A 15,966-nucleotide genomic window follows, 5' to 3' on the forward strand; every position below is an offset into this window, starting at 1 on the left:
GGGCCCTTTCGCTTGCCCCGGCGGCGCCGCCGGCCGCGGGCTCAGCCGTGCGGGGTCTCCGGGCGCCACAGCCAGGGGCTCGCGTCCGGGCTCATCCCCGTCACACAGAGCCGGTGCTCCGCGTCCACGGCCATCGCGGCGGTGCCCACGGGCACCAGCTTCGCGTCCGCGCGGACGGTCTCGGAGTCGCCGGAGGCGTCCGTGAGCTGTATCTCGCCGTTCACCGCCCGCCCCAGCACCAGCACGGTGTCCCCGCTCCCGCGCACGGGCAGCGGGAGAGCGTCGAGCGGTCCGTAGCCGGCGAAGTCGTGCAGCTCGGTGCTCGCGGGCGACTCCGAGCCCGGGGTGAGGCGGTACACGGTCGGCTGCTCGGCCGCCGGGCCGCGGTAGACGAGCACCAGCTCCCCGTCGCCCCCGAGGGCCGCGCCGGGCAGCCCACCGGGCTGGGGGAGGCCCTTGAGCGGCTGGTACCGGACCGGCTGTCCCGGGGCGTCCTGGGTCCAGTGGTGGACCGTGTCGCGCCCCGTGCCGAAGACGTGGACGCGCCGCTCGGCGTCCAGCACCGCGGTGAGGCCGTCCTGGATCTCCTGGCCGTGCAGGCTCTGCCACTTCCCCCAGGTGCCGTCGGCCTCCCTGACCCGGCCGGAGACGCCCTTGCCGGCGTTGCGGACGAAGAGGTGCACCCGCCCGTCGGGGGCGGCGACGGCGGCCGGCATGCCCACCCGGCGGCCGCGGTCGGGCCGGTGCTCGGGGTTGCCGAGGCCCTGCCACGCCTTGAAGGGCCCGTCCGGGGAGCGCTGCTCCAGCACCACGATCTCGCGGGTGTCGGGGCGCCCTCGGCCCTCCAGCGCGGAGAACCGCAGGGCGAACAGGAGCCGGCGCCCCTCGGAGTCCCGCACGGAGGCCAGCGCGGGGGCCAGGGGGCCGCCGCCGAGGTTCTGCGGCTCGCCCCAGCGGCCGCTGCCGGCGGAGGTCTCCGCCCAGCGCACGGCCTGGGTGCCGAGCACGCCGTACGCCTCCAGGCGGCCGGCCTTGTCGGTGCCGGGGGCCGCGGTGGGGCCCCCGTAGCGGTAGTGGGTGGAGCGGATCCAGCCCTTGCGGTTCTTCAGGGGGCGGTCGCCGCCCTGGCCGTAGTCGCCGCAGCCCGCGGGGTTGCCGCAGTCCCAGGACGGGTCGCCGCCGTACGCCTCCACCAGGCGGTGCTTCTGCTCCACGACCTCGGGCGGCAGATTGTGCGGCCAGCGCTGGTTGTAGTAGCCGCGGAAGGCCGTGGTGACGAAGCGGGGCGGGTGGCCGTCGCGCTTGGTGCTGTCGGCCACCCACTGCGAGAGCGCCTTCCAGGTGAAGAGCGCGGTCGGGGTGTGGTCGCGGTGGTCGGAGCAGGCCCCGTAGTCGTTGTCCTTGGGGTGGGTGGCGTCGTGGACCTGGTAATCGGGGTCCGGATCCATGGTGTGGATCACCGTCGGCTTGAACCGGTCCAGCAGCGTCGCCAGGGTGTCCACCAGGGTGTCGTGGTGGTAGGTGCTGCTGGTGGTGCAGGGCGAGCCGGTGGCGACCAGGGACTGCATGGCGCCCTCGGGGCGCTCCCAGAGCAGCGGCAGCCGCATGTCGCCGGCCGAGAGCATGGCGATGTTGAGGAACACCAGCTGGGCCCTGCGATCGCCGTTGACCAGCTCGTTCGTCTCGGCTCTCACCCCGCCGCCCAGGTCCAGGACGGACTTCTTCCAGGACGCGAACCGGTCCAGGCCCAGCATCTCGGCGTACGCCTGGCGCAGGCCCTGGTGGCGCGCCGAGGAGTAGGCCGCCTTGTCGGGCTTGCTCTTGGGCATGCCCTCGATCCAGTTCTGGCCCACGGCCTCGCCGGCCGTGACATAGACGGACACGACCGGCACCCCGGCCCGCACGATGTGCTCCGCGTCGGGGTTCATGAAGTACAGGTCGTCGTCCGGGTGGGCCATCACCTGGAGCAGCAGGGACGCCTTGGCGTTGTTGAACGACTGAGTCGCATGGGGGTCCACGGCCCTTATGGGAACGCTGGGGGAGGGCTTGGGCTTACCGGGGCCGCCCCCGCCCGTACAGCCCGCGGCCAGGGCCGCCGAGCCCGCGGCGAGACCCGCGAGCGCGGTCCGGCGGGATATCACCATGCGCTGTGAGATGTTCAACTACATGACTCCGTCCCGTTGTGCACAGGCAGTCCCCGGCTGTCCCGGCGTGATAGGGGACGACGAGGGCCGCGCGTCGGTTGCCCAAGACCACGGCAAACCCCGGCAAGGGTGGGTAAGGACCGCCGGGTGCTGAGCGACCCGGGCGACCTAGGAGGATAGAGCGACGGACGAGGCGCAGGACAACTGGAGCTGGCTGGTGTAACGGTGCGGGCTGCTGTGCAGCGTGGATCTCTGCGACCATAGTGTCCTGTATGTCGGCGGGGTGGTTTGACAACTGAGCCGGTCGGGGTACCTTCTTCGGCCACGATTGGCGCCTCTTCGGGCACGTATGGCACACTGTTCAGGTTGCTCGGTTGAGTGCCGATGCTGCGCGCCTCCCGCCGGGAGGACTGGAAGCGAGTCCCGCAGTACTCGTCACCCTTCGCGCTCCTCAGAAATGAGGGGCCAGGGGTGGAAGTACGGGAATCTTCCGGGAAGTGTCAGCGGGGCCCCTTCCAGGCACTCGGTGGGTGTCCTTCCCCCACAGCCCTCATCAGGGACTTTCCTTCGGGAAATTTGCTGGAGCGGGTGCGACACGCCCGACCGCGTGGGTCGGAGAAGGACGGCGCTTCGCAAGAGGCGCGACACACCGAGTCCCAGAGCGTACGAGAGACAGGACTACGAAGTAGCCATGGCGGGACAGAAGATCCGCATCCGGCTCAAGGCCTACGACCACGAGGTCATCGACTCCTCGGCGAAGAAGATCGTCGAGACGGTGACCCGCACTGGTGCGTCGGTCGCAGGCCCGGTGCCGCTGCCCACTGAGAAGAACGTGTACTGCGTCATCAAGTCGCCGCACAAGTACAAGGACTCGCGCGAGCACTTCGAGATGCGCACGCACAAGCGCCTCATCGACATCCTCGACCCCACGCCGAAGACGGTTGACTCGCTCATGCGCCTCGACCTGCCGGCGGGCGTCGACATCGAGATCAAGCTCTGAGGTGACGACCAAGATGACGAAGAACATCAAGGGCGTCCTGGGCGAGAAGCTCGGCATGACCCAGGTCTGGGACGAGAACAACCGGGTCGTCCCGGTGACCGTCGTCAAGGCCGGTCCGTGCGTCGTGACGCAGGTGCGCACGAACGACGTCGACGGTTACGAGTCGGTCCAGATCGCCTTCGGCGAGATCGACCCGCGCAAGGTGAACAAGCCCCTCAAGGGTCACTTCGCCAAGGCCGACGTCACCCCCCGCCGTCACCTGGTGGAGCTCCGCACCCCTGACGCCAGCGAGTACACGCTGGGCCAGGAGATCACCGCGGCCGTGTTCGAGTCCGGCGTCAAGGTTGACGTCACGGGCAAGAGCAAGGGCAAGGGCTTCGCCGGTGTCATGAAGCGTCACAACTTCAAGGGCCTCGGCGCCGGTCACGGCACCCAGCGCAAGCACCGCTCGCCCGGTTCCATCGGTGGCTGCGCCACCCCGGGCCGCGTGTTCAAGGGCCTCCGCATGGCGGGCCGCATGGGCAACGAGCGGGTCACCACCCAGAACCTGACCGTCCACGCCGTTGACGCGGAGAAGGGCCTGCTCCTGATCAAGGGCGCGGTTCCTGGTCCGAACGGCGGCCTCGTCCTGGTCCGTACCGCGGCCAAGGGGGCCTGAGGTAACGATGAGCACCATTGACATCCTTTCGCCGGCAGGCGACAAGGCCGGGACCGTCGAGCTCCCCACGGAGATCTTCGACGCGAAGGTCAGCGTTCCGCTGATCCACCAGGTCGTCGTCGCGCAGCTGGCCGCTGCCCGTCAGGGCACGCACAAGACCAAGACCCGTGGCGAGGTCCGCGGCGGTGGCAAGAAGCCTTACCGCCAGAAGGGCACCGGTCGCGCCCGTCAGGGTTCGACCCGCGCGCCGCAGTTCGCCGGTGGTGGCGTCGTGCACGGTCCCGTGCCGCGTGACTACTCGCAGCGCACCCCGAAGAAGATGAAGGCCGCCGCCCTCCGTGGCGCCCTCTCGGACCGCGCGCGTCACTCCCGCATCCACGTCGTCACCGACGTGGTCGAGGGTGCGGTCTCCACCAAGGCCGCGAAGGGCCTGTTCGGCAAGATCTCCGAGCGCAAGAACGTGCTCCTGGTCGTCGAGCGCTCCAACGAGGCCGCGTGGCTGTCCGCCCGCAACCTGCCCCAGGTGCACATCCTGGAGCCGGGCCAGCTGAACACGTACGACGTGCTCGTCTCGGACGACGTGGTCTTCACCCAGGCCGCCTTCGAGTCCTTCGTGTCTGGCCCCAAGGCCGTTGAGACCGAAGGGAGCGAGGCCTGATGACTGAGGCCGTCGTCACCAGCAAGACCTTCTCGGACCCGCGTGACCTCCTGGTCAAGCCGGTCGTCTCCGAGAAGAGCTACGCGCTGCTGGACGAGAACAAGTACACGTTCATCGTCGACCCGCGCGCCAACAAGACCCAGATCAAGCAGGCCGTCGAGGCGGTCTTCTCGGTCAAGGTCACCGGGGTCAACACGATCAACCGTCAGGGTAAGCGCAAGCGCACCAAGACCGGTTTCGGCAAGCGCGCCAACACCAAGCGCGCCATCGTGACCCTCGCCGAGGGCGACCGTATCGACATCTTCGGCGGCCCGGTCTCCTAACGGAGTCCGAGTCGTCCGGAATCGGACGAGGACTGAGAAATGGGTATCCGCAAGTACAAGCCGACGACCCCGGGCCGTCGTGGCTCCAGCGTCGCCGACTTTGTCGAGATCACGCGGTCCACGCCGGAGAAGTCGCTGGTCCGCCCGCTGCACAGCAAGGGCGGCCGTAACAACGCCGGTCGTGTGACCGTTCGCCACCAGGGTGGTGGCCACAAGCGCGCCTACCGCGTGATCGACTTCCGTCGTCACGACAAGGACGGCGTGCCGGCCAAGGTCGCTCACATCGAGTACGACCCGAACCGCACCGCGCGCATCGCGCTTCTGCACTACGCAGACGGCGAGAAGCGCTACATCATCGCCCCGGCCAAGCTGAGCCAGGGTGACCGGATTGAGAACGGCCCCGCGGCCGACATCAAGCCGGGCAACAACCTCCCGCTCCGCAACATCCCGGTCGGTACCACGATCCACGCGATCGAGCTCCGTCCCGGTGGTGGCGCCAAGTTCGCCCGCTCCGCCGGTTCGTCCGTGCAGCTGCTGGCGAAGGAGGGCCAGTACGCCCACCTGCGCATGCCGTCCGGCGAGGTCCGCCTGGTCGACGTCCGCTGCCGCGCCACGGTCGGCGAGGTCGGCAACGCCGAGCAGTCGAACATCAACTGGGGCAAGGCCGGCCGTATGCGCTGGAAGGGCGTTCGCCCGACCGTCCGCGGTGTCGCGATGAACCCGGTCGACCACCCGCACGGTGGTGGTGAGGGTAAGACCTCCGGTGGTCGCCACCCGGTCTCCCCGTGGGGTCAGAAGGAGGGTCGTACTCGTTCTCCCAAGAAGGCGAGCAACAAGTACATCGTCCGCCGCCGCAAGACGAACAAGAAGCGCTAGGAGCGGGTTTAGATGCCGCGTAGTCTCAAGAAGGGGCCCTTCGTCGACGACCACCTCATCAAGAAGGTGGACGCCCAGAACGAAGCCGGCACCAAGAACGTCATCAAGACCTGGTCCCGTCGCTCCATGATCGTGCCGGCCATGCTCGGCCACACGCTCGCGGTGCACAACGGCAAGACGCACGTCCCGGTGTTCGTCACCGAGTCGATGGTCGGCCACAAGCTCGGCGAGTTCTCGCCGACCCGCACCTTCCGCGGCCACGTCAAGGACGACCGCAAGTCGAAGCGCCGCTAAGGCGGGGTGTGAACGACTATGACTGACACCGAAGGGACAACCATGGAAGCCAGGGCCCAGGCGCGGTACATCCGCGTCACGCCCATGAAGGCCCGCCGCGTGGTGGACCTCATCCGTGGCATGGATGCCACGGAGGCTCAGGCGGTCCTGCGTTTCGCCCCGCAGGCCGCGAGCGTGCCGGTTGGCAAGGTGCTTGACAGCGCCATCGCCAACGCTGCACACAACTACGACCACACCGACGCCTCCACGCTGGTCATCAGCGAGGCGTACGTGGACGAGGGCCCGACCCTGAAGCGGTTCCGTCCGCGTGCCCAGGGCCGTGCCTACCGGATCCGTAAGCGGACCAGCCACATCACCGTGGTCGTCAGCAGCAAGGAAGGAACCCGGTAATGGGCCAGAAGGTTAACCCGCACGGGTTCCGGCTCGGCATCACCACCGACTTCAAGTCGCGCTGGTACGCCGACAAGCTGTACAAGGACTACGTCAAGGAAGACGTTGCCATTCGTCGCATGATGACGAAGGGCATGGAGCGCGCCGGTATCTCGAAGGTTGAGATCGAGCGCACCCGCGACCGCGTCCGCGTCGACATCCACACCGCTCGTCCGGGCATCGTCATCGGTCGCCGCGGCGCCGAGGCCGACCGCATCCGCGGCGAGCTGGAGAAGCTGACCGGCAAGCAGGTTCAGCTGAACATCCTCGAGGTCAAGAACCCCGAGGTGGACGCTCAGCTGGTGGCCCAGGCCGTCGCCGAGCAGCTGTCCTCCCGCGTCTCCTTCCGTCGCGCCATGCGTAAGAGCATGCAGTCGACGATGAAGGCCGGCGCCAAGGGCATCAAGATCCAGTGTGGTGGTCGTCTCGGCGGTGCCGAGATGTCCCGCTCTGAGTTCTACCGCGAGGGCCGTGTGCCCCTGCACACGCTGCGCGCCAACGTCGACTACGGCTTCTTCGAGGCCAAGACGACCTTCGGTCGCATCGGCGTCAAGGTGTGGATCTACAAGGGCGACGTCAAGAACATCGCCGAGGTCCGCGCCGAGAACGCCGCCGCCCGTGCGGGCAACCGCCCGTCGCGTGGTGGCGCCCAGGACCGCCCGGCCCGTGGCGGTCGTGGTGGCGAGCGTGGCGGCCGCGGCCGCAAGCCGCAGCAGAACGCCGCTGCCGAGGCCCCCAAGGCCGAGGCCGCTGCCGCTGCTCCGGCTGAGTCCACCGGAACGGAGGCCTGACCGACATGCTGATCCCTCGCAGGGTCAAGCACCGCAAGCAGCACCACCCCAAGCGCTCTGGCATGGCCAAGGGTGGCACCGAGCTCGCTTTCGGTGAGTACGGCATCCAGGCCCTGACCCCGGCCTACGTGACGAACCGGCAGATCGAGTCCGCTCGTATCGCCATGACCCGTCACATCAAGCGTGGCGGCAAGGTCTGGATCAACATCTACCCGGACCGTCCGCTCACGAAGAAGCCGGCCGAGACCCGCATGGGTTCCGGTAAGGGTTCCCCCGAGTGGTGGATCGCGAACGTCAAGCCCGGTCGGGTGATGTTCGAGCTGTCCTTCCCGAACGAAAAGGTTGCTCGTGAGGCGCTGACCCGCGCCGCGCACAAGCTTCCGATGAAGTGCCGCATTGTTCGGCGCGAGGCAGGTGAGTCGTGATGGCCGCTGGTATCAAGGCGACCGAGCTGCGTGAGCTGAACGACGAGGACCTCGTCGCGAAGCTCCGTGAGGCCAAGGAAGAGCTGTTCAACCTCCGTTTCCAGGCGGCGACCGGACAGCTCGAGAACCACGGTCGGCTCAAGTCCGTCCGTAAGGACATCGCCCGGATCTACACCCTGATGCGTGAGCGCGAGCTCGGCATCGAGACGGTGGAGAGCGCCTGATGAGCGAGAAGAATGTGACTGAGACGAACGAGCGCGGCTTCCGCAAGACCCGTGAGGGTCTCGTCGTCAGCGACAAGATGGACAAGACCGTCGTCGTCGCCGTCGAGGACCGTGTCAAGCACGCGCTGTACGGCAAGGTCATCCGCCGTACGAACAAGCTCAAGGCGCACGACGAGCAGAACGCTGCCGGCGTCGGCGACCGCGTCCTCATCATGGAGACGCGTCCGCTGTCGTCCAGCAAGCGCTGGCGCATCGTCGAGATCCTCGAGAAGGCCAAGTAATTTCTGAGGGGGTTTCCCCTCAGATAAGTTCCGCCAGGCTCGGCGTGGGGCTTCGGGCGACCGAAGCCCCCGCCGGGAACCGGCAGACGATCAGGAGATAGACGTGATCCAGCAGGAGTCGCGACTTCGGGTCGCCGACAACACTGGTGCCAAGGAGATCCTTTGCATCCGTGTTCTCGGTGGTTCGGGTCGCCGCTACGCGGGCATCGGTGACGTCATCGTCGCCACCGTCAAGGATGCGATCCCCGGTGGCAACGTGAAGAAGGGTGACGTCGTCAAGGCCGTCATCGTTCGCACCGTCAAGGAGCGCCGCCGTCCCGACGGCTCGTACATCCGCTTCGACGAGAACGCGGCCGTCATCCTCAAGAACGACGGTGACCCCCGCGGCACCCGTATCTTCGGCCCCGTGGGCCGAGAGCTGCGCGAGAAGAAGTTCATGAAGATCGTCTCGCTCGCGCCGGAGGTGCTGTAACCGATGAAGATCAAGAAGGGCGACCTGGTTCAGGTCATCACCGGTAAGGACAAGGGCAAGCAGGGCAAGGTCATCGTGGCCTACCCGGCTCAGGACCGTGTCCTCGTCGAGGGTGTCAACCGGGTCAAGAAGCACACCAAGGCCGGTCAGACGGCTCGTGGTTCCAAGACCGGCGGCATCGTCACGACCGAGGCCCCCATCCACGTCAGCAACGTTCAGCTGGTTGTGGAGAAGGACGGCAACAAGGTTGTCACTCGTGTCGGTTACCGCTTCGACGACGAGGGCAACAAGATCCGCGTTGCCAAGCGCACCGGTGAGGACATCTGATGACTGCCACCACCAACGCGCCGCGTCTCAAGCTGCGCTACCGCGAAGAGATCATCGGCAAGCTGCGTGAGGAGTTCTCCTACGAGAACATCATGCAGGTGCCCGGTCTGACCAAGATCGTGGTCAACATGGGTGTGGGCGACGCCGCCCGCGACTCCAAGCTGATCGAGGGCGCCATCCGCGACCTCACCACGATCACGGGCCAGAAGCCCGCCGTCACCAAGGCTCGCAAGTCCATCGCGCAGTTCAAGCTGCGTGAGGGCCAGCCGATCGGCGCCCACGTCACCCTCCGTGGTGACCGCATGTGGGAGTTCCTGGACCGCACCCTGTCGCTCGCGCTGCCGCGCATCCGCGACTTCCGTGGTCTGTCCCCGAAGCAGTTCGACGGTCGGGGCAACTACACCTTCGGTCTCACGGAGCAGGTCATGTTCCACGAGATCGACCAGGACAAGATCGACCGCGTCCGGGGTATGGACATCACCGTGGTCACCACGGCGACCAACGACGACGAGGGCCGCGCCCTCCTTCGTCACCTCGGCTTCCCCTTCAAGGAGGCGTAACCGAGATGGCGAAGAAGTCTCTGATCGCTAAGGCTGCCCGCAAGCCCAAGTTCGGTGTGCGTGCGTACACCCGCTGCCAGCGCTGCGGCCGCCCGCACTCCGTCTACCGCAAGTTCGGCCTGTGCCGCGTGTGCCTTCGTGAGATGGCTCACCGTGGCGAGCTGCCGGGCGTGACCAAGAGCTCCTGGTAACAACCCACTTGGGTTGACCAGGGCTCTCGGTAAGCATCCTGGACGGCGGTCGCCCGACCCCGGTCTCCACGCGTGGCGTTCGCGCTCGCGTAGAGTGGAAGGGTTGGGCGCCCGCCGCCCATGACCGTCTTACTACGCCGTAGGTCCCCGCGCCGCACCCGCTCCGACACAGCTCGGGGAGAGGGATGGCGCAGATAGGAAACCACGGCGAGAGAGGCCGAAGGCCAAACATGACCATGACCGATCCGATCGCAGACATGCTGACGCGTCTGCGAAACGCTAACTCGGCATACCACGACTCCGTGTCGATGCCGCACAGCAAGATCAAGTCGCACATCGCGGAGATCCTCCAGCAGGAGGGCTACATCACCGGCTGGAAGGTCGAGGACGCCGAGGTCGGCAAGTCCCTGACCCTCGAGCTGAAGTTCGGCCCGAACCGCGAGCGCTCGATCGCCGGCATCAAGCGTATTTCGAAGCCGGGCCTGCGGGTCTACGCAAAGTCCACCAACCTGCCGAAGGTCCTCGGCGGCCTGGGCGTGGCGATCATCTCCACGTCCCACGGTCTCCTGACCGGCCAGCAGGCCAGCAAGAAGGGCGTGGGTGGGGAAGTCCTCGCCTACGTCTGGTAACCAGGGAACGGAGGAATAGCCAATGTCGCGTATTGGACGGCTGCCCATCCAGGTTCCCGCTGGTGTGGACGTCACCATCGATGGCCGTACGGTGCACGTGAAGGGTCCCAAGGGCTCCCTCACGCACGCCGTTGCCGCGCCCATCGAGATCGCTAAGGCCGAGGACGGCACCCTTGTCGTCACTCGTCCGAACGACGAGCGTCAGAACAAGGCCCTGCACGGCCTGTCCCGCACGCTGGTGGCGAACATGATCACCGGCGTGACCGCGGGCTACAGCAAGGCTCTTGAGATCAGCGGTGTCGGTTACCGCGTCCAGGCGAAGGGCTCCAACCTGGAGTTCGCCCTGGGCTACAGCCACCCGATCCTGATCGAGGCCCCCGAGGGCATCACCTTCAAGGTGGAGTCCCCGACGAAGCTCAGCGTCGAGGGCATCGACAAGCAGAAGGTCGGCGAGGTCGCCGCCAACATCCGCAAGCTTCGCAAGCCCGACCCCTACAAGGCCAAGGGCGTGAAGTACGCGGGTGAGGTCATCCGCCGCAAGGTCGGAAAGGCGGGTAAGTAAGCCATGGCATACGGTGTAAAGATCGCCAAGGGTGACGCGTACAAGCGCGCCGCCAAGCAGCGTCGCCACATCCGCATCCGCAAGAACGTGTCGGGTACGGCGGAGCGTCCGCGCCTCGTCGTGACGCGTTCGAACCGCAACATCGTTGCTCAGGTCATCGACGACCTCAAGGGTCACACCCTTGCGTCGGCGTCGACCCTGGACACCTCGATCCGCGGTGGCGAGGGCGACAAGTCCGCGCAGGCCAAGCAGGTCGGCGCGCTCGTCGCCGAGCGGGCGAAGGCTGCCGGCGTCGAGGCCGTCGTGTTCGACCGCGGTGGCAACCAGTACGCCGGGCGCATTGCCGCTCTGGCGGACGCCGCCCGCGAAGCCGGGCTGAAGTTCTAAGCCCCGGTTCCGGAGCTAGCGGACGTAACAGAGAGAGGTAATCCAATGGCTGGACCCCAGCGCCGCGGAAGCGGTGCCGGTGGCGGCGAGCGGCGGGACCGGAAGGGTCGCGACGGTGGCGCTGCCGCCGAGAAGACCGCGTACGTTGAGCGCGTTGTCGCGATCAACCGCGTCGCCAAGGTTGTCAAGGGTGGTCGTCGTTTCAGCTTCACCGCGCTGGTCGTGGTGGGCGACGGTGACGGCACCGTAGGTGTCGGTTACGGCAAGGCCAAGGAAGTTCCCGCGGCCATCGCCAAGGGCGTCGAAGAGGCCAAGAAGAGCTTCTTCAAGGTCCCGCGTATCCAGGGCACCATCCCCCACCCGATCCAGGGTGAGGAAGCGGCGGGCGTCGTCCTGCTCAAGCCCGCGTCCCCCGGTACCGGTGTTATCGCCGGTGGCCCGGTCCGCGCGGTCCTCGAGTGCGCCGGCGTTCACGACATCCTGTCGAAGTCGCTCGGTTCGTCGAACCCGATCAACATCGTGCACGCCACGGTGGCAGCGCTCAAGGGGCTTCAGCGTCCCGAGGAGATCGCCGCCCGTCGTGGTCTGCCGCTGGAGGACGTCGCCCCCGCCGCTCTGCTGCGGGCGCGTGCAGGGGCGGGTGCGTAATGGCTCGCCTCAAGGTCACGCAGGTCAAGTCCTACATCGGTAGCAAGCAGAACCACCGCGACACCCTGCGTTCGCTCGGGCTCAAGCGCCTGAACGACGTGGTTGTCAAGGAGGACCGTCCCGAGATCCGCGGCATGGTGCAGACCGTCCGCCACCTCGTGACGGTTGAGGAGGTCGACTGACATGGCGGAGCAGAACCCGCTGAAGGTCCACAACCTCCGGCCCGCCCCGGGCGCCAAGACCGCCAAGACCCGTGTGGGTCGTGGTGAGGCGTCCAAGGGTAAGACCGCCGGTCGTGGTACCAAGGGCACCAAGGCCCGTTACCAGGTTCCGGAGCGCTTCGAGGGTGGGCAGATGCCCCTCCACATGCGTCTCCCGAAGCTCAAGGGCTTCAAGAACCCGTTCCGTACCGAGTTCCAGGTTGTGAACCTGGACAAGCTGGCCGCGCTCTACCCGCAGGGTGGCGAGGTCACGGTGGCCGACCTGGTCGCCAAGGGTGCGGTTCGTAAGAACCAGCTCGTCAAGGTCCTGGGCCAGGGCGAGATCTCCGTGGCGCTGCAGGTTTCGGTTGACGCCGTCTCCGGCTCCGCCAAGGAGAAGATCGTTGCCGCTGGCGGCACGGTCACCGAGCTCGTCTGAGCTCTTTGAACCGACGACCGGGGATGTCCCAAAAGGGGCATCCCCGGTTGGTCGTTCCTAGGGGGGCACGGTCGCCGGTAAGGTGGCGTGCACTGTTAACCTCCGCACGGGCCCTGTCCGTGCGGATTTTGACTGATATGTATTCGTCGATCCTCAAGACCGTCACCTCTCGCGTCTCTGCGTGAGAGGCGCAGGAGGCACCGTGCTCACCGCGTTCGCCCGAGCGTTCAAGACGCCCGACCTGCGCAAGAAGCTGCTGTTCACGCTCGGCATCATGGTGCTCTTCCGGCTCGGTGCTCATGTACCGGTCCCGGGTGTTGACTACCAGAACGTCCAGACGTGCATGGATCAGGCCAAGAGTGGTCTGGGCCTCTTCGGCCTCGTGAACATGTTCAGCGGCGGTGCGCTGCTGCAGATCACGATCTTCGCGCTCGGGATCATGCCCTACATCACGGCGAGCATCATCCTCCAGCTGCTCACCGTCGTCATCCCACGGCTGGAAGCCCTCAAGAAGGAGGGACAGTCGGGCCAGGCGAAGATCACGCAGTACACGCGTTATCTGACCGTCGCGCTCGCCATCCTCCAGGGCACCGGCCTGGTGGCCACCGCCCGTAGCGGCGCCCTCTTCGGCAACTGCACGGTCGGCAACCAGATCGTCCCCAACCAGTCGATCTTCACCACCGCCACCATGGTCATCACGATGACCGCGGGTACCGCGCTGATCATGTGGCTCGGTGAGCTCATCACCGACCGCGGCATCGGCAACGGCATGTCGATCCTGATGTTCACGTCCATCGCCGCGGGCTTCCCCAGCGGCCTGTGGGGCATCAAGCTCCAGGGCAAGCTGATGGGCGGCTGGCTGGAGTTCGCGCTGGTCATCATCTGCGGTCTGGCCATGGTCGCGCTGGTGGTCTTCGTGGAGCAGGCCCAGCGGCGGATCCCGGTGCAGTACGCCAAGCGCATGATCGGCCGCCGTTCCTACGGCGGTACGTCGACCTACATCCCGCTCAAGGTCAACCAGGCGGGCGTGATCCCGGTCATCTTCGCCTCGTCGCTGCTCTACATCCCGGCGCTGCTCGTCCAGTTCACCGGCTCCAAGGCCGGCTGGGCGAACTGGGTCAACGCCAACCTCGTCAAGGGTGACCACCCGATCTACATGGTCACCTACTTCCTGCTGATCGTCTTCTTCGCCTTCTTCTATGTCGCCATCTCCTTCAACCCCGAAGAAGTTGCCGACAACATGAAGAAGTATGGTGGGTTCATTCCGGGCATCCGGGCCGGTCGTCCCACCGCGGAGTACCTGAGCTACGTGCTGAACCGCATCACGTGGCCGGGGTCTCTCTACCTGGGGCTGATCGCCCTGGTGCCCACCGTGGCACTGGTCACACTCAACGCGAACCAGAACTTCCCGTTCGGGGGAACCAGCATCCTGATCATCGTGGGTGTCGGTCTGGAGACTGTGAAGCAGATCGAGAGCCAGCTTCAGCAGCGCAACTACGAAGGGTTCCTCCGCTGATGCGAATCGTCCTCGTCGGACCTCCCGGCGCCGGCAAGGGTACGCAGGCCGCGTACCTCGCCAAGAACCTCGCGATCCCGCACATCTCGACGGGCGACCTCTTCCGGGCGAACATCAGCCAGGGCACGCCGCTCGGTCAGAAGGCGCAGGAGTACATGCGCGCCGGTCAGCTGGTGCCGGACGAGGTCACCATCGGCATGGCCAAGGACCGCATGCAGCAGGAGGACGCCGCCGGCGGCTTCCTGCTGGACGGCTTCCCGCGCAACCTGGCCCAGGCCGAGGCGCTGGACGCGATCCTCAAGGCCGACGGCCAGCGCCTCGACGGCGTCCTGGACCTGGAGGTCCCGGAGGACGAGGTGGTCAAGCGGATCGCCGGTCGCCGGATGTGCCGCAAGGACAGCGGCCACATCTTCCACGTGATCTACAACCCGCCGAAGACCGAGGGCGTCTGCGACGCCTGCGGCGGCGAGCTGTACCAGCGCGAGGACGACAGCGAGGACACCGTCCGCAAGCGCCTCGAGGTCTACCACAGCGAGACCGAGCCGATCATCGACTACTACAAGGCCCAGGGCCTCGTGGTGACGATCTCCGCGCTCGGCAAGGTCGGCGAGGTCACGGAGCGCGCGATGGCCGCGCTGGAGCGCGAGAGCGCCTCCTGACCGCCTGATCGACGGCTTCTCCACGGCCGCGGTGCCCCTCGGGGTACCGCGGCCGTAGTGTTGGTGGTCGAACAGCAAGCAGCGGCAGCGGCAGCGCCACCTGGGGCCGGAGCGGCCCGGGCGGGCCGGAGCGGCCACCGCGGTCACAGGGGCCGCAGGGGCCGCCGCGGTACGAAGCGGACGCGCGCGGCACCGTCGCGATACCAAGGAAGGCGCCCATATGGTCGAGATCAAGACCCCGGACCAGATCGCGAAGATGCGCGAGGCGGGGCTGGTCGTCGCCGCCATCCACGCGGCCACCCGTGCGGCGGCCGTGCCGGGGGCCACCACCAAGGATCTGGACGAGGTCGCCCGCAAGGTGCTGGCCGAGCACGGCGCGAAGTCGAACTTCCTCGGGTACGGCGGCTTCCCCGCCACGATCTGCACCTCGGTGAACGAGGTCGTGGTCCACGGCATCCCGGACACCAGGACCGTCCTCAAGGACGGCGACATCATCTCCATCGACGCCGGCGCGATCGTGGACGGCTGGCACGGCGACGCGGCCTTCACGGCCTTCGTGGGCACCGGTCACGCCCCGGAGCTGATCGAGCTCTCCCGGGTGACCGAGGAGTCGATGTGGGCCGGCATCGCCGCCGTGAAGAACGGCAACCGCCTGGTGGACATCTCCAAGGCCATCGAGGGCTACATCCGCCGCCAGCCCCGCCCGGCGTCGGGGAAGTACGGGATCATCGAGGACTACGGCGGGCACGGCATCGGCTCCGAGATGCACATGGACCCGCACCTGCTGAACTACGTCTCGCGCAAGCGCGGCAAGGGCCCCAAGCTGATCCCCGGCTTCTGCATCGCGATCGAGCCCATGGTCAGCCTCGGCACGGCGCGCACGCATGTGCTGGCCGACGACTGGACGGTCCTCACGGACGACAAGACCTGGTCCTCGCACTGGGAGCACTCGGTCGCCCTGACCGAGGAGGGCCCGCTGGTCCTGACCGCGGTGGACGGCGGCAAGGCGAAGCTGGCCGAGTACGGCGTGACGGCGGCGCCGGACCCGCTGGCCTGATCCTCGGCCCAGCCCCCGGGCCCGGTCCCAGGCCCTGGCCGCCGACCCGCCGGACGGAGTCCGGCGCAGCCGGCCGAAGCTTGTGAGGCGCCCCGGCGCCGAGCCCGCGAGGGTGGTGTCGGGGGGAGCGGCCCGCTGGCGTAAGGATCAACGCGGCTGGGCAGTCACCCCTGGATTAGTCTTTCGGGTTGCCCTGACGTAGACTGACGCGTCGGC

The 15,966-nt window shown here is 67.3% G+C and carries 25 protein-coding genes; 24 read left to right on the plus strand and 1 reads right to left on the minus strand.

Going from position 1 to position 15,966, the window contains the following annotated elements:
* Positions 1-41: 41 nt before the first annotated feature.
* Positions 42-2,144: a PIG-L family deacetylase gene (locus tag AF335_RS22720; RefSeq protein ID WP_102920303.1), complete on the minus strand. Its 2,103-nt coding sequence runs from the start codon at positions 2,142-2,144 to the stop codon at positions 42-44.
* Positions 2,145-2,835: 691 nt separating this feature from the next.
* Between AF335_RS22720 and rpsJ the strand changes: the two genes are divergently transcribed.
* The 24 genes from rpsJ (at position 2,836) to map (ending at position 15,750) form a co-directional block, all read left to right on the plus strand.
* Positions 2,836-3,144: a 30S ribosomal protein S10 gene (rpsJ, locus tag AF335_RS22725; RefSeq protein ID WP_003948644.1), complete on the plus strand. Its 309-nt coding sequence runs from the start codon at positions 2,836-2,838 to the stop codon at positions 3,142-3,144.
* A 13-nt stretch (positions 3,145-3,157) separates the two neighbouring features.
* The gene (gene rplC / locus AF335_RS22730; RefSeq protein ID WP_087930601.1) at positions 3,158-3,802 is read left to right on the plus strand and encodes a 50S ribosomal protein L3; all 645 of its coding nucleotides are present in this window, start codon (positions 3,158-3,160) and stop codon (positions 3,800-3,802) included.
* A 7-nt stretch (positions 3,803-3,809) separates the two neighbouring features.
* Positions 3,810-4,460: a 50S ribosomal protein L4 gene (gene rplD, locus AF335_RS22735; protein ID WP_102920304.1), complete on the plus strand. Its 651-nt coding sequence runs from the start codon at positions 3,810-3,812 to the stop codon at positions 4,458-4,460.
* Complete coding sequence (gene rplW, locus AF335_RS22740) at positions 4,460-4,783, plus strand: 50S ribosomal protein L23 (RefSeq protein WP_058046827.1); 324 nt, start codon at positions 4,460-4,462, stop codon at positions 4,781-4,783. Before rplD ends, rplW begins: the two co-directional genes overlap by 1 nt.
* Positions 4,784-4,822: 39 nt before the next feature.
* Positions 4,823-5,659 carry a 50S ribosomal protein L2 gene (rplB, locus tag AF335_RS22745; protein WP_102920305.1) on the plus strand — a complete coding sequence of 279 codons (837 nt, stop codon included), beginning with the start codon at positions 4,823-4,825 and terminating at the stop codon, positions 5,657-5,659.
* A 12-nt stretch (positions 5,660-5,671) separates the two neighbouring features.
* Positions 5,672-5,953, plus strand: coding sequence for a 30S ribosomal protein S19 (gene rpsS, locus AF335_RS22750; RefSeq protein ID WP_030368412.1), 282 nt, complete (start codon positions 5,672-5,674; stop codon positions 5,951-5,953).
* A gap of 42 nt (positions 5,954-5,995) precedes the next feature.
* Positions 5,996-6,343: a 50S ribosomal protein L22 gene (rplV, locus tag AF335_RS22755; RefSeq protein WP_009997296.1), complete on the plus strand. Its 348-nt coding sequence runs from the start codon at positions 5,996-5,998 to the stop codon at positions 6,341-6,343.
* Positions 6,343-7,173 carry a 30S ribosomal protein S3 gene (gene rpsC, locus AF335_RS22760; RefSeq protein WP_095580665.1) on the plus strand — a complete coding sequence of 277 codons (831 nt, stop codon included), beginning with the start codon at positions 6,343-6,345 and terminating at the stop codon, positions 7,171-7,173. Before rplV ends, rpsC begins: the two co-directional genes overlap by 1 nt.
* 5 nt (positions 7,174-7,178) lie before the next feature.
* Positions 7,179-7,598 carry a 50S ribosomal protein L16 gene (gene rplP / locus AF335_RS22765; protein WP_087927565.1) on the plus strand — a complete coding sequence of 140 codons (420 nt, stop codon included), beginning with the start codon at positions 7,179-7,181 and terminating at the stop codon, positions 7,596-7,598.
* Positions 7,598-7,822: a 50S ribosomal protein L29 gene (gene rpmC, locus AF335_RS22770; RefSeq protein WP_030368408.1), complete on the plus strand. Its 225-nt coding sequence runs from the start codon at positions 7,598-7,600 to the stop codon at positions 7,820-7,822. Before rplP ends, rpmC begins: the two co-directional genes overlap by 1 nt.
* Positions 7,822-8,103, plus strand: a complete 282-nt coding sequence (rpsQ, locus tag AF335_RS22775) for a 30S ribosomal protein S17 (RefSeq protein WP_087927566.1) — start codon at positions 7,822-7,824, stop codon at positions 8,101-8,103. The genes rpmC and rpsQ overlap by 1 nt, the downstream gene beginning before the upstream one ends.
* 103 nt (positions 8,104-8,206) lie before the next feature.
* Positions 8,207-8,575, plus strand: coding sequence for a 50S ribosomal protein L14 (gene rplN, locus AF335_RS22780; RefSeq protein ID WP_087927567.1), 369 nt, complete (start codon positions 8,207-8,209; stop codon positions 8,573-8,575).
* 3 nt (positions 8,576-8,578) lie between these two features.
* Positions 8,579-8,902 carry a 50S ribosomal protein L24 gene (gene rplX / locus AF335_RS22785; protein WP_095580667.1) on the plus strand — a complete coding sequence of 108 codons (324 nt, stop codon included), beginning with the start codon at positions 8,579-8,581 and terminating at the stop codon, positions 8,900-8,902.
* Positions 8,902-9,462 (plus strand): 50S ribosomal protein L5, encoded by a 561-nt coding sequence (rplE, locus tag AF335_RS22790; protein WP_087927569.1) that lies wholly within the window; start codon positions 8,902-8,904, stop codon positions 9,460-9,462. Before rplX ends, rplE begins: the two co-directional genes overlap by 1 nt.
* Before the next feature lie 5 nt (positions 9,463-9,467).
* The gene (locus AF335_RS22795; RefSeq protein ID WP_030368403.1) at positions 9,468-9,653 is read left to right on the plus strand and encodes a type Z 30S ribosomal protein S14; all 186 of its coding nucleotides are present in this window, start codon (positions 9,468-9,470) and stop codon (positions 9,651-9,653) included.
* A gap of 230 nt (positions 9,654-9,883) precedes the next feature.
* Positions 9,884-10,282 carry a 30S ribosomal protein S8 gene (gene rpsH / locus AF335_RS22805; RefSeq protein WP_087927570.1) on the plus strand — a complete coding sequence of 133 codons (399 nt, stop codon included), beginning with the start codon at positions 9,884-9,886 and terminating at the stop codon, positions 10,280-10,282.
* Between the two features lie 22 nt (positions 10,283-10,304).
* A complete protein-coding gene (gene rplF / locus AF335_RS22810; protein WP_095580669.1) occupies positions 10,305-10,844 on the plus strand; it encodes a 50S ribosomal protein L6 in 540 nt (179 codons plus the stop codon).
* 3 nt (positions 10,845-10,847) lie between these two features.
* Complete coding sequence (gene rplR, locus AF335_RS22815) at positions 10,848-11,231, plus strand: 50S ribosomal protein L18 (RefSeq protein WP_087927572.1); 384 nt, start codon at positions 10,848-10,850, stop codon at positions 11,229-11,231.
* 45 nt (positions 11,232-11,276) lie between these two features.
* Positions 11,277-11,879 carry a 30S ribosomal protein S5 gene (rpsE, locus tag AF335_RS22820; RefSeq protein WP_095580673.1) on the plus strand — a complete coding sequence of 201 codons (603 nt, stop codon included), beginning with the start codon at positions 11,277-11,279 and terminating at the stop codon, positions 11,877-11,879.
* The gene (gene rpmD / locus AF335_RS22825) at positions 11,879-12,061 is read left to right on the plus strand and encodes a 50S ribosomal protein L30 (protein WP_087927574.1); all 183 of its coding nucleotides are present in this window, start codon (positions 11,879-11,881) and stop codon (positions 12,059-12,061) included. Before rpsE ends, rpmD begins: the two co-directional genes overlap by 1 nt.
* Position 12,062: 1 nt before the next feature.
* On the plus strand, positions 12,063-12,518 hold the full coding sequence (rplO, locus tag AF335_RS22830; RefSeq protein ID WP_102920306.1) for a 50S ribosomal protein L15: 456 nt from the start codon (positions 12,063-12,065) through the stop codon (positions 12,516-12,518).
* Between the two features lie 202 nt (positions 12,519-12,720).
* Positions 12,721-14,034 carry a preprotein translocase subunit SecY gene (secY, locus tag AF335_RS22835; RefSeq protein WP_087927576.1) on the plus strand — a complete coding sequence of 438 codons (1,314 nt, stop codon included), beginning with the start codon at positions 12,721-12,723 and terminating at the stop codon, positions 14,032-14,034.
* Positions 14,034-14,693: an adenylate kinase gene (locus AF335_RS22840; protein WP_102920307.1), complete on the plus strand. Its 660-nt coding sequence runs from the start codon at positions 14,034-14,036 to the stop codon at positions 14,691-14,693. The genes secY and AF335_RS22840 overlap by 1 nt, the downstream gene beginning before the upstream one ends.
* A 220-nt stretch (positions 14,694-14,913) precedes the next feature.
* Positions 14,914-15,750 (plus strand): type I methionyl aminopeptidase, encoded by an 837-nt coding sequence (gene map / locus AF335_RS22845; RefSeq protein WP_102920308.1) that lies wholly within the window; start codon positions 14,914-14,916, stop codon positions 15,748-15,750.
* The last annotated feature ends 216 nt before the right edge of the window (positions 15,751-15,966 follow it).

This window comes from Streptomyces eurocidicus (assembly GCF_002891295.1).
Taxonomy (GTDB): Bacteria; Actinomycetota; Actinomycetes; order Streptomycetales; family Streptomycetaceae; genus Streptomyces; species Streptomyces eurocidicus.

Coding starts and splice junctions, on each gene's coding strand:
- AF335_RS22720 (WP_102920303.1), bottom strand. CDS start 2,144: ATGGTGATATCCCGCCGGACCGCGCTCGCGGGTCTCGCCGCGGGCTCG.
- rpsJ (WP_003948644.1), top strand. CDS start 2,836: ATGGCGGGACAGAAGATCCGCATCCGGCTCAAGGCCTACGACCACGAG.
- rplC (WP_087930601.1), top strand. CDS start 3,158: ATGACGAAGAACATCAAGGGCGTCCTGGGCGAGAAGCTCGGCATGACC.
- rplD (WP_102920304.1), top strand. CDS start 3,810: ATGAGCACCATTGACATCCTTTCGCCGGCAGGCGACAAGGCCGGGACC.
- rplW (WP_058046827.1), top strand. CDS start 4,460: ATGACTGAGGCCGTCGTCACCAGCAAGACCTTCTCGGACCCGCGTGAC.
- rplB (WP_102920305.1), top strand. CDS start 4,823: ATGGGTATCCGCAAGTACAAGCCGACGACCCCGGGCCGTCGTGGCTCC.
- rpsS (WP_030368412.1), top strand. CDS start 5,672: ATGCCGCGTAGTCTCAAGAAGGGGCCCTTCGTCGACGACCACCTCATC.
- rplV (WP_009997296.1), top strand. CDS start 5,996: ATGGAAGCCAGGGCCCAGGCGCGGTACATCCGCGTCACGCCCATGAAG.
- rpsC (WP_095580665.1), top strand. CDS start 6,343: ATGGGCCAGAAGGTTAACCCGCACGGGTTCCGGCTCGGCATCACCACC.
- rplP (WP_087927565.1), top strand. CDS start 7,179: ATGCTGATCCCTCGCAGGGTCAAGCACCGCAAGCAGCACCACCCCAAG.
- rpmC (WP_030368408.1), top strand. CDS start 7,598: ATGGCCGCTGGTATCAAGGCGACCGAGCTGCGTGAGCTGAACGACGAG.
- rpsQ (WP_087927566.1), top strand. CDS start 7,822: ATGAGCGAGAAGAATGTGACTGAGACGAACGAGCGCGGCTTCCGCAAG.
- rplX (WP_095580667.1), top strand. CDS start 8,579: ATGAAGATCAAGAAGGGCGACCTGGTTCAGGTCATCACCGGTAAGGAC.
- rplE (WP_087927569.1), top strand. CDS start 8,902: ATGACTGCCACCACCAACGCGCCGCGTCTCAAGCTGCGCTACCGCGAA.
- AF335_RS22795 (WP_030368403.1), top strand. CDS start 9,468: ATGGCGAAGAAGTCTCTGATCGCTAAGGCTGCCCGCAAGCCCAAGTTC.
- rpsH (WP_087927570.1), top strand. CDS start 9,884: ATGACCATGACCGATCCGATCGCAGACATGCTGACGCGTCTGCGAAAC.
- rplF (WP_095580669.1), top strand. CDS start 10,305: ATGTCGCGTATTGGACGGCTGCCCATCCAGGTTCCCGCTGGTGTGGAC.
- rplR (WP_087927572.1), top strand. CDS start 10,848: ATGGCATACGGTGTAAAGATCGCCAAGGGTGACGCGTACAAGCGCGCC.
- rpsE (WP_095580673.1), top strand. CDS start 11,277: ATGGCTGGACCCCAGCGCCGCGGAAGCGGTGCCGGTGGCGGCGAGCGG.
- rpmD (WP_087927574.1), top strand. CDS start 11,879: ATGGCTCGCCTCAAGGTCACGCAGGTCAAGTCCTACATCGGTAGCAAG.
- rplO (WP_102920306.1), top strand. CDS start 12,063: ATGGCGGAGCAGAACCCGCTGAAGGTCCACAACCTCCGGCCCGCCCCG.
- AF335_RS22840 (WP_102920307.1), top strand. CDS start 14,034: ATGCGAATCGTCCTCGTCGGACCTCCCGGCGCCGGCAAGGGTACGCAG.
- map (WP_102920308.1), top strand. CDS start 14,914: ATGGTCGAGATCAAGACCCCGGACCAGATCGCGAAGATGCGCGAGGCG.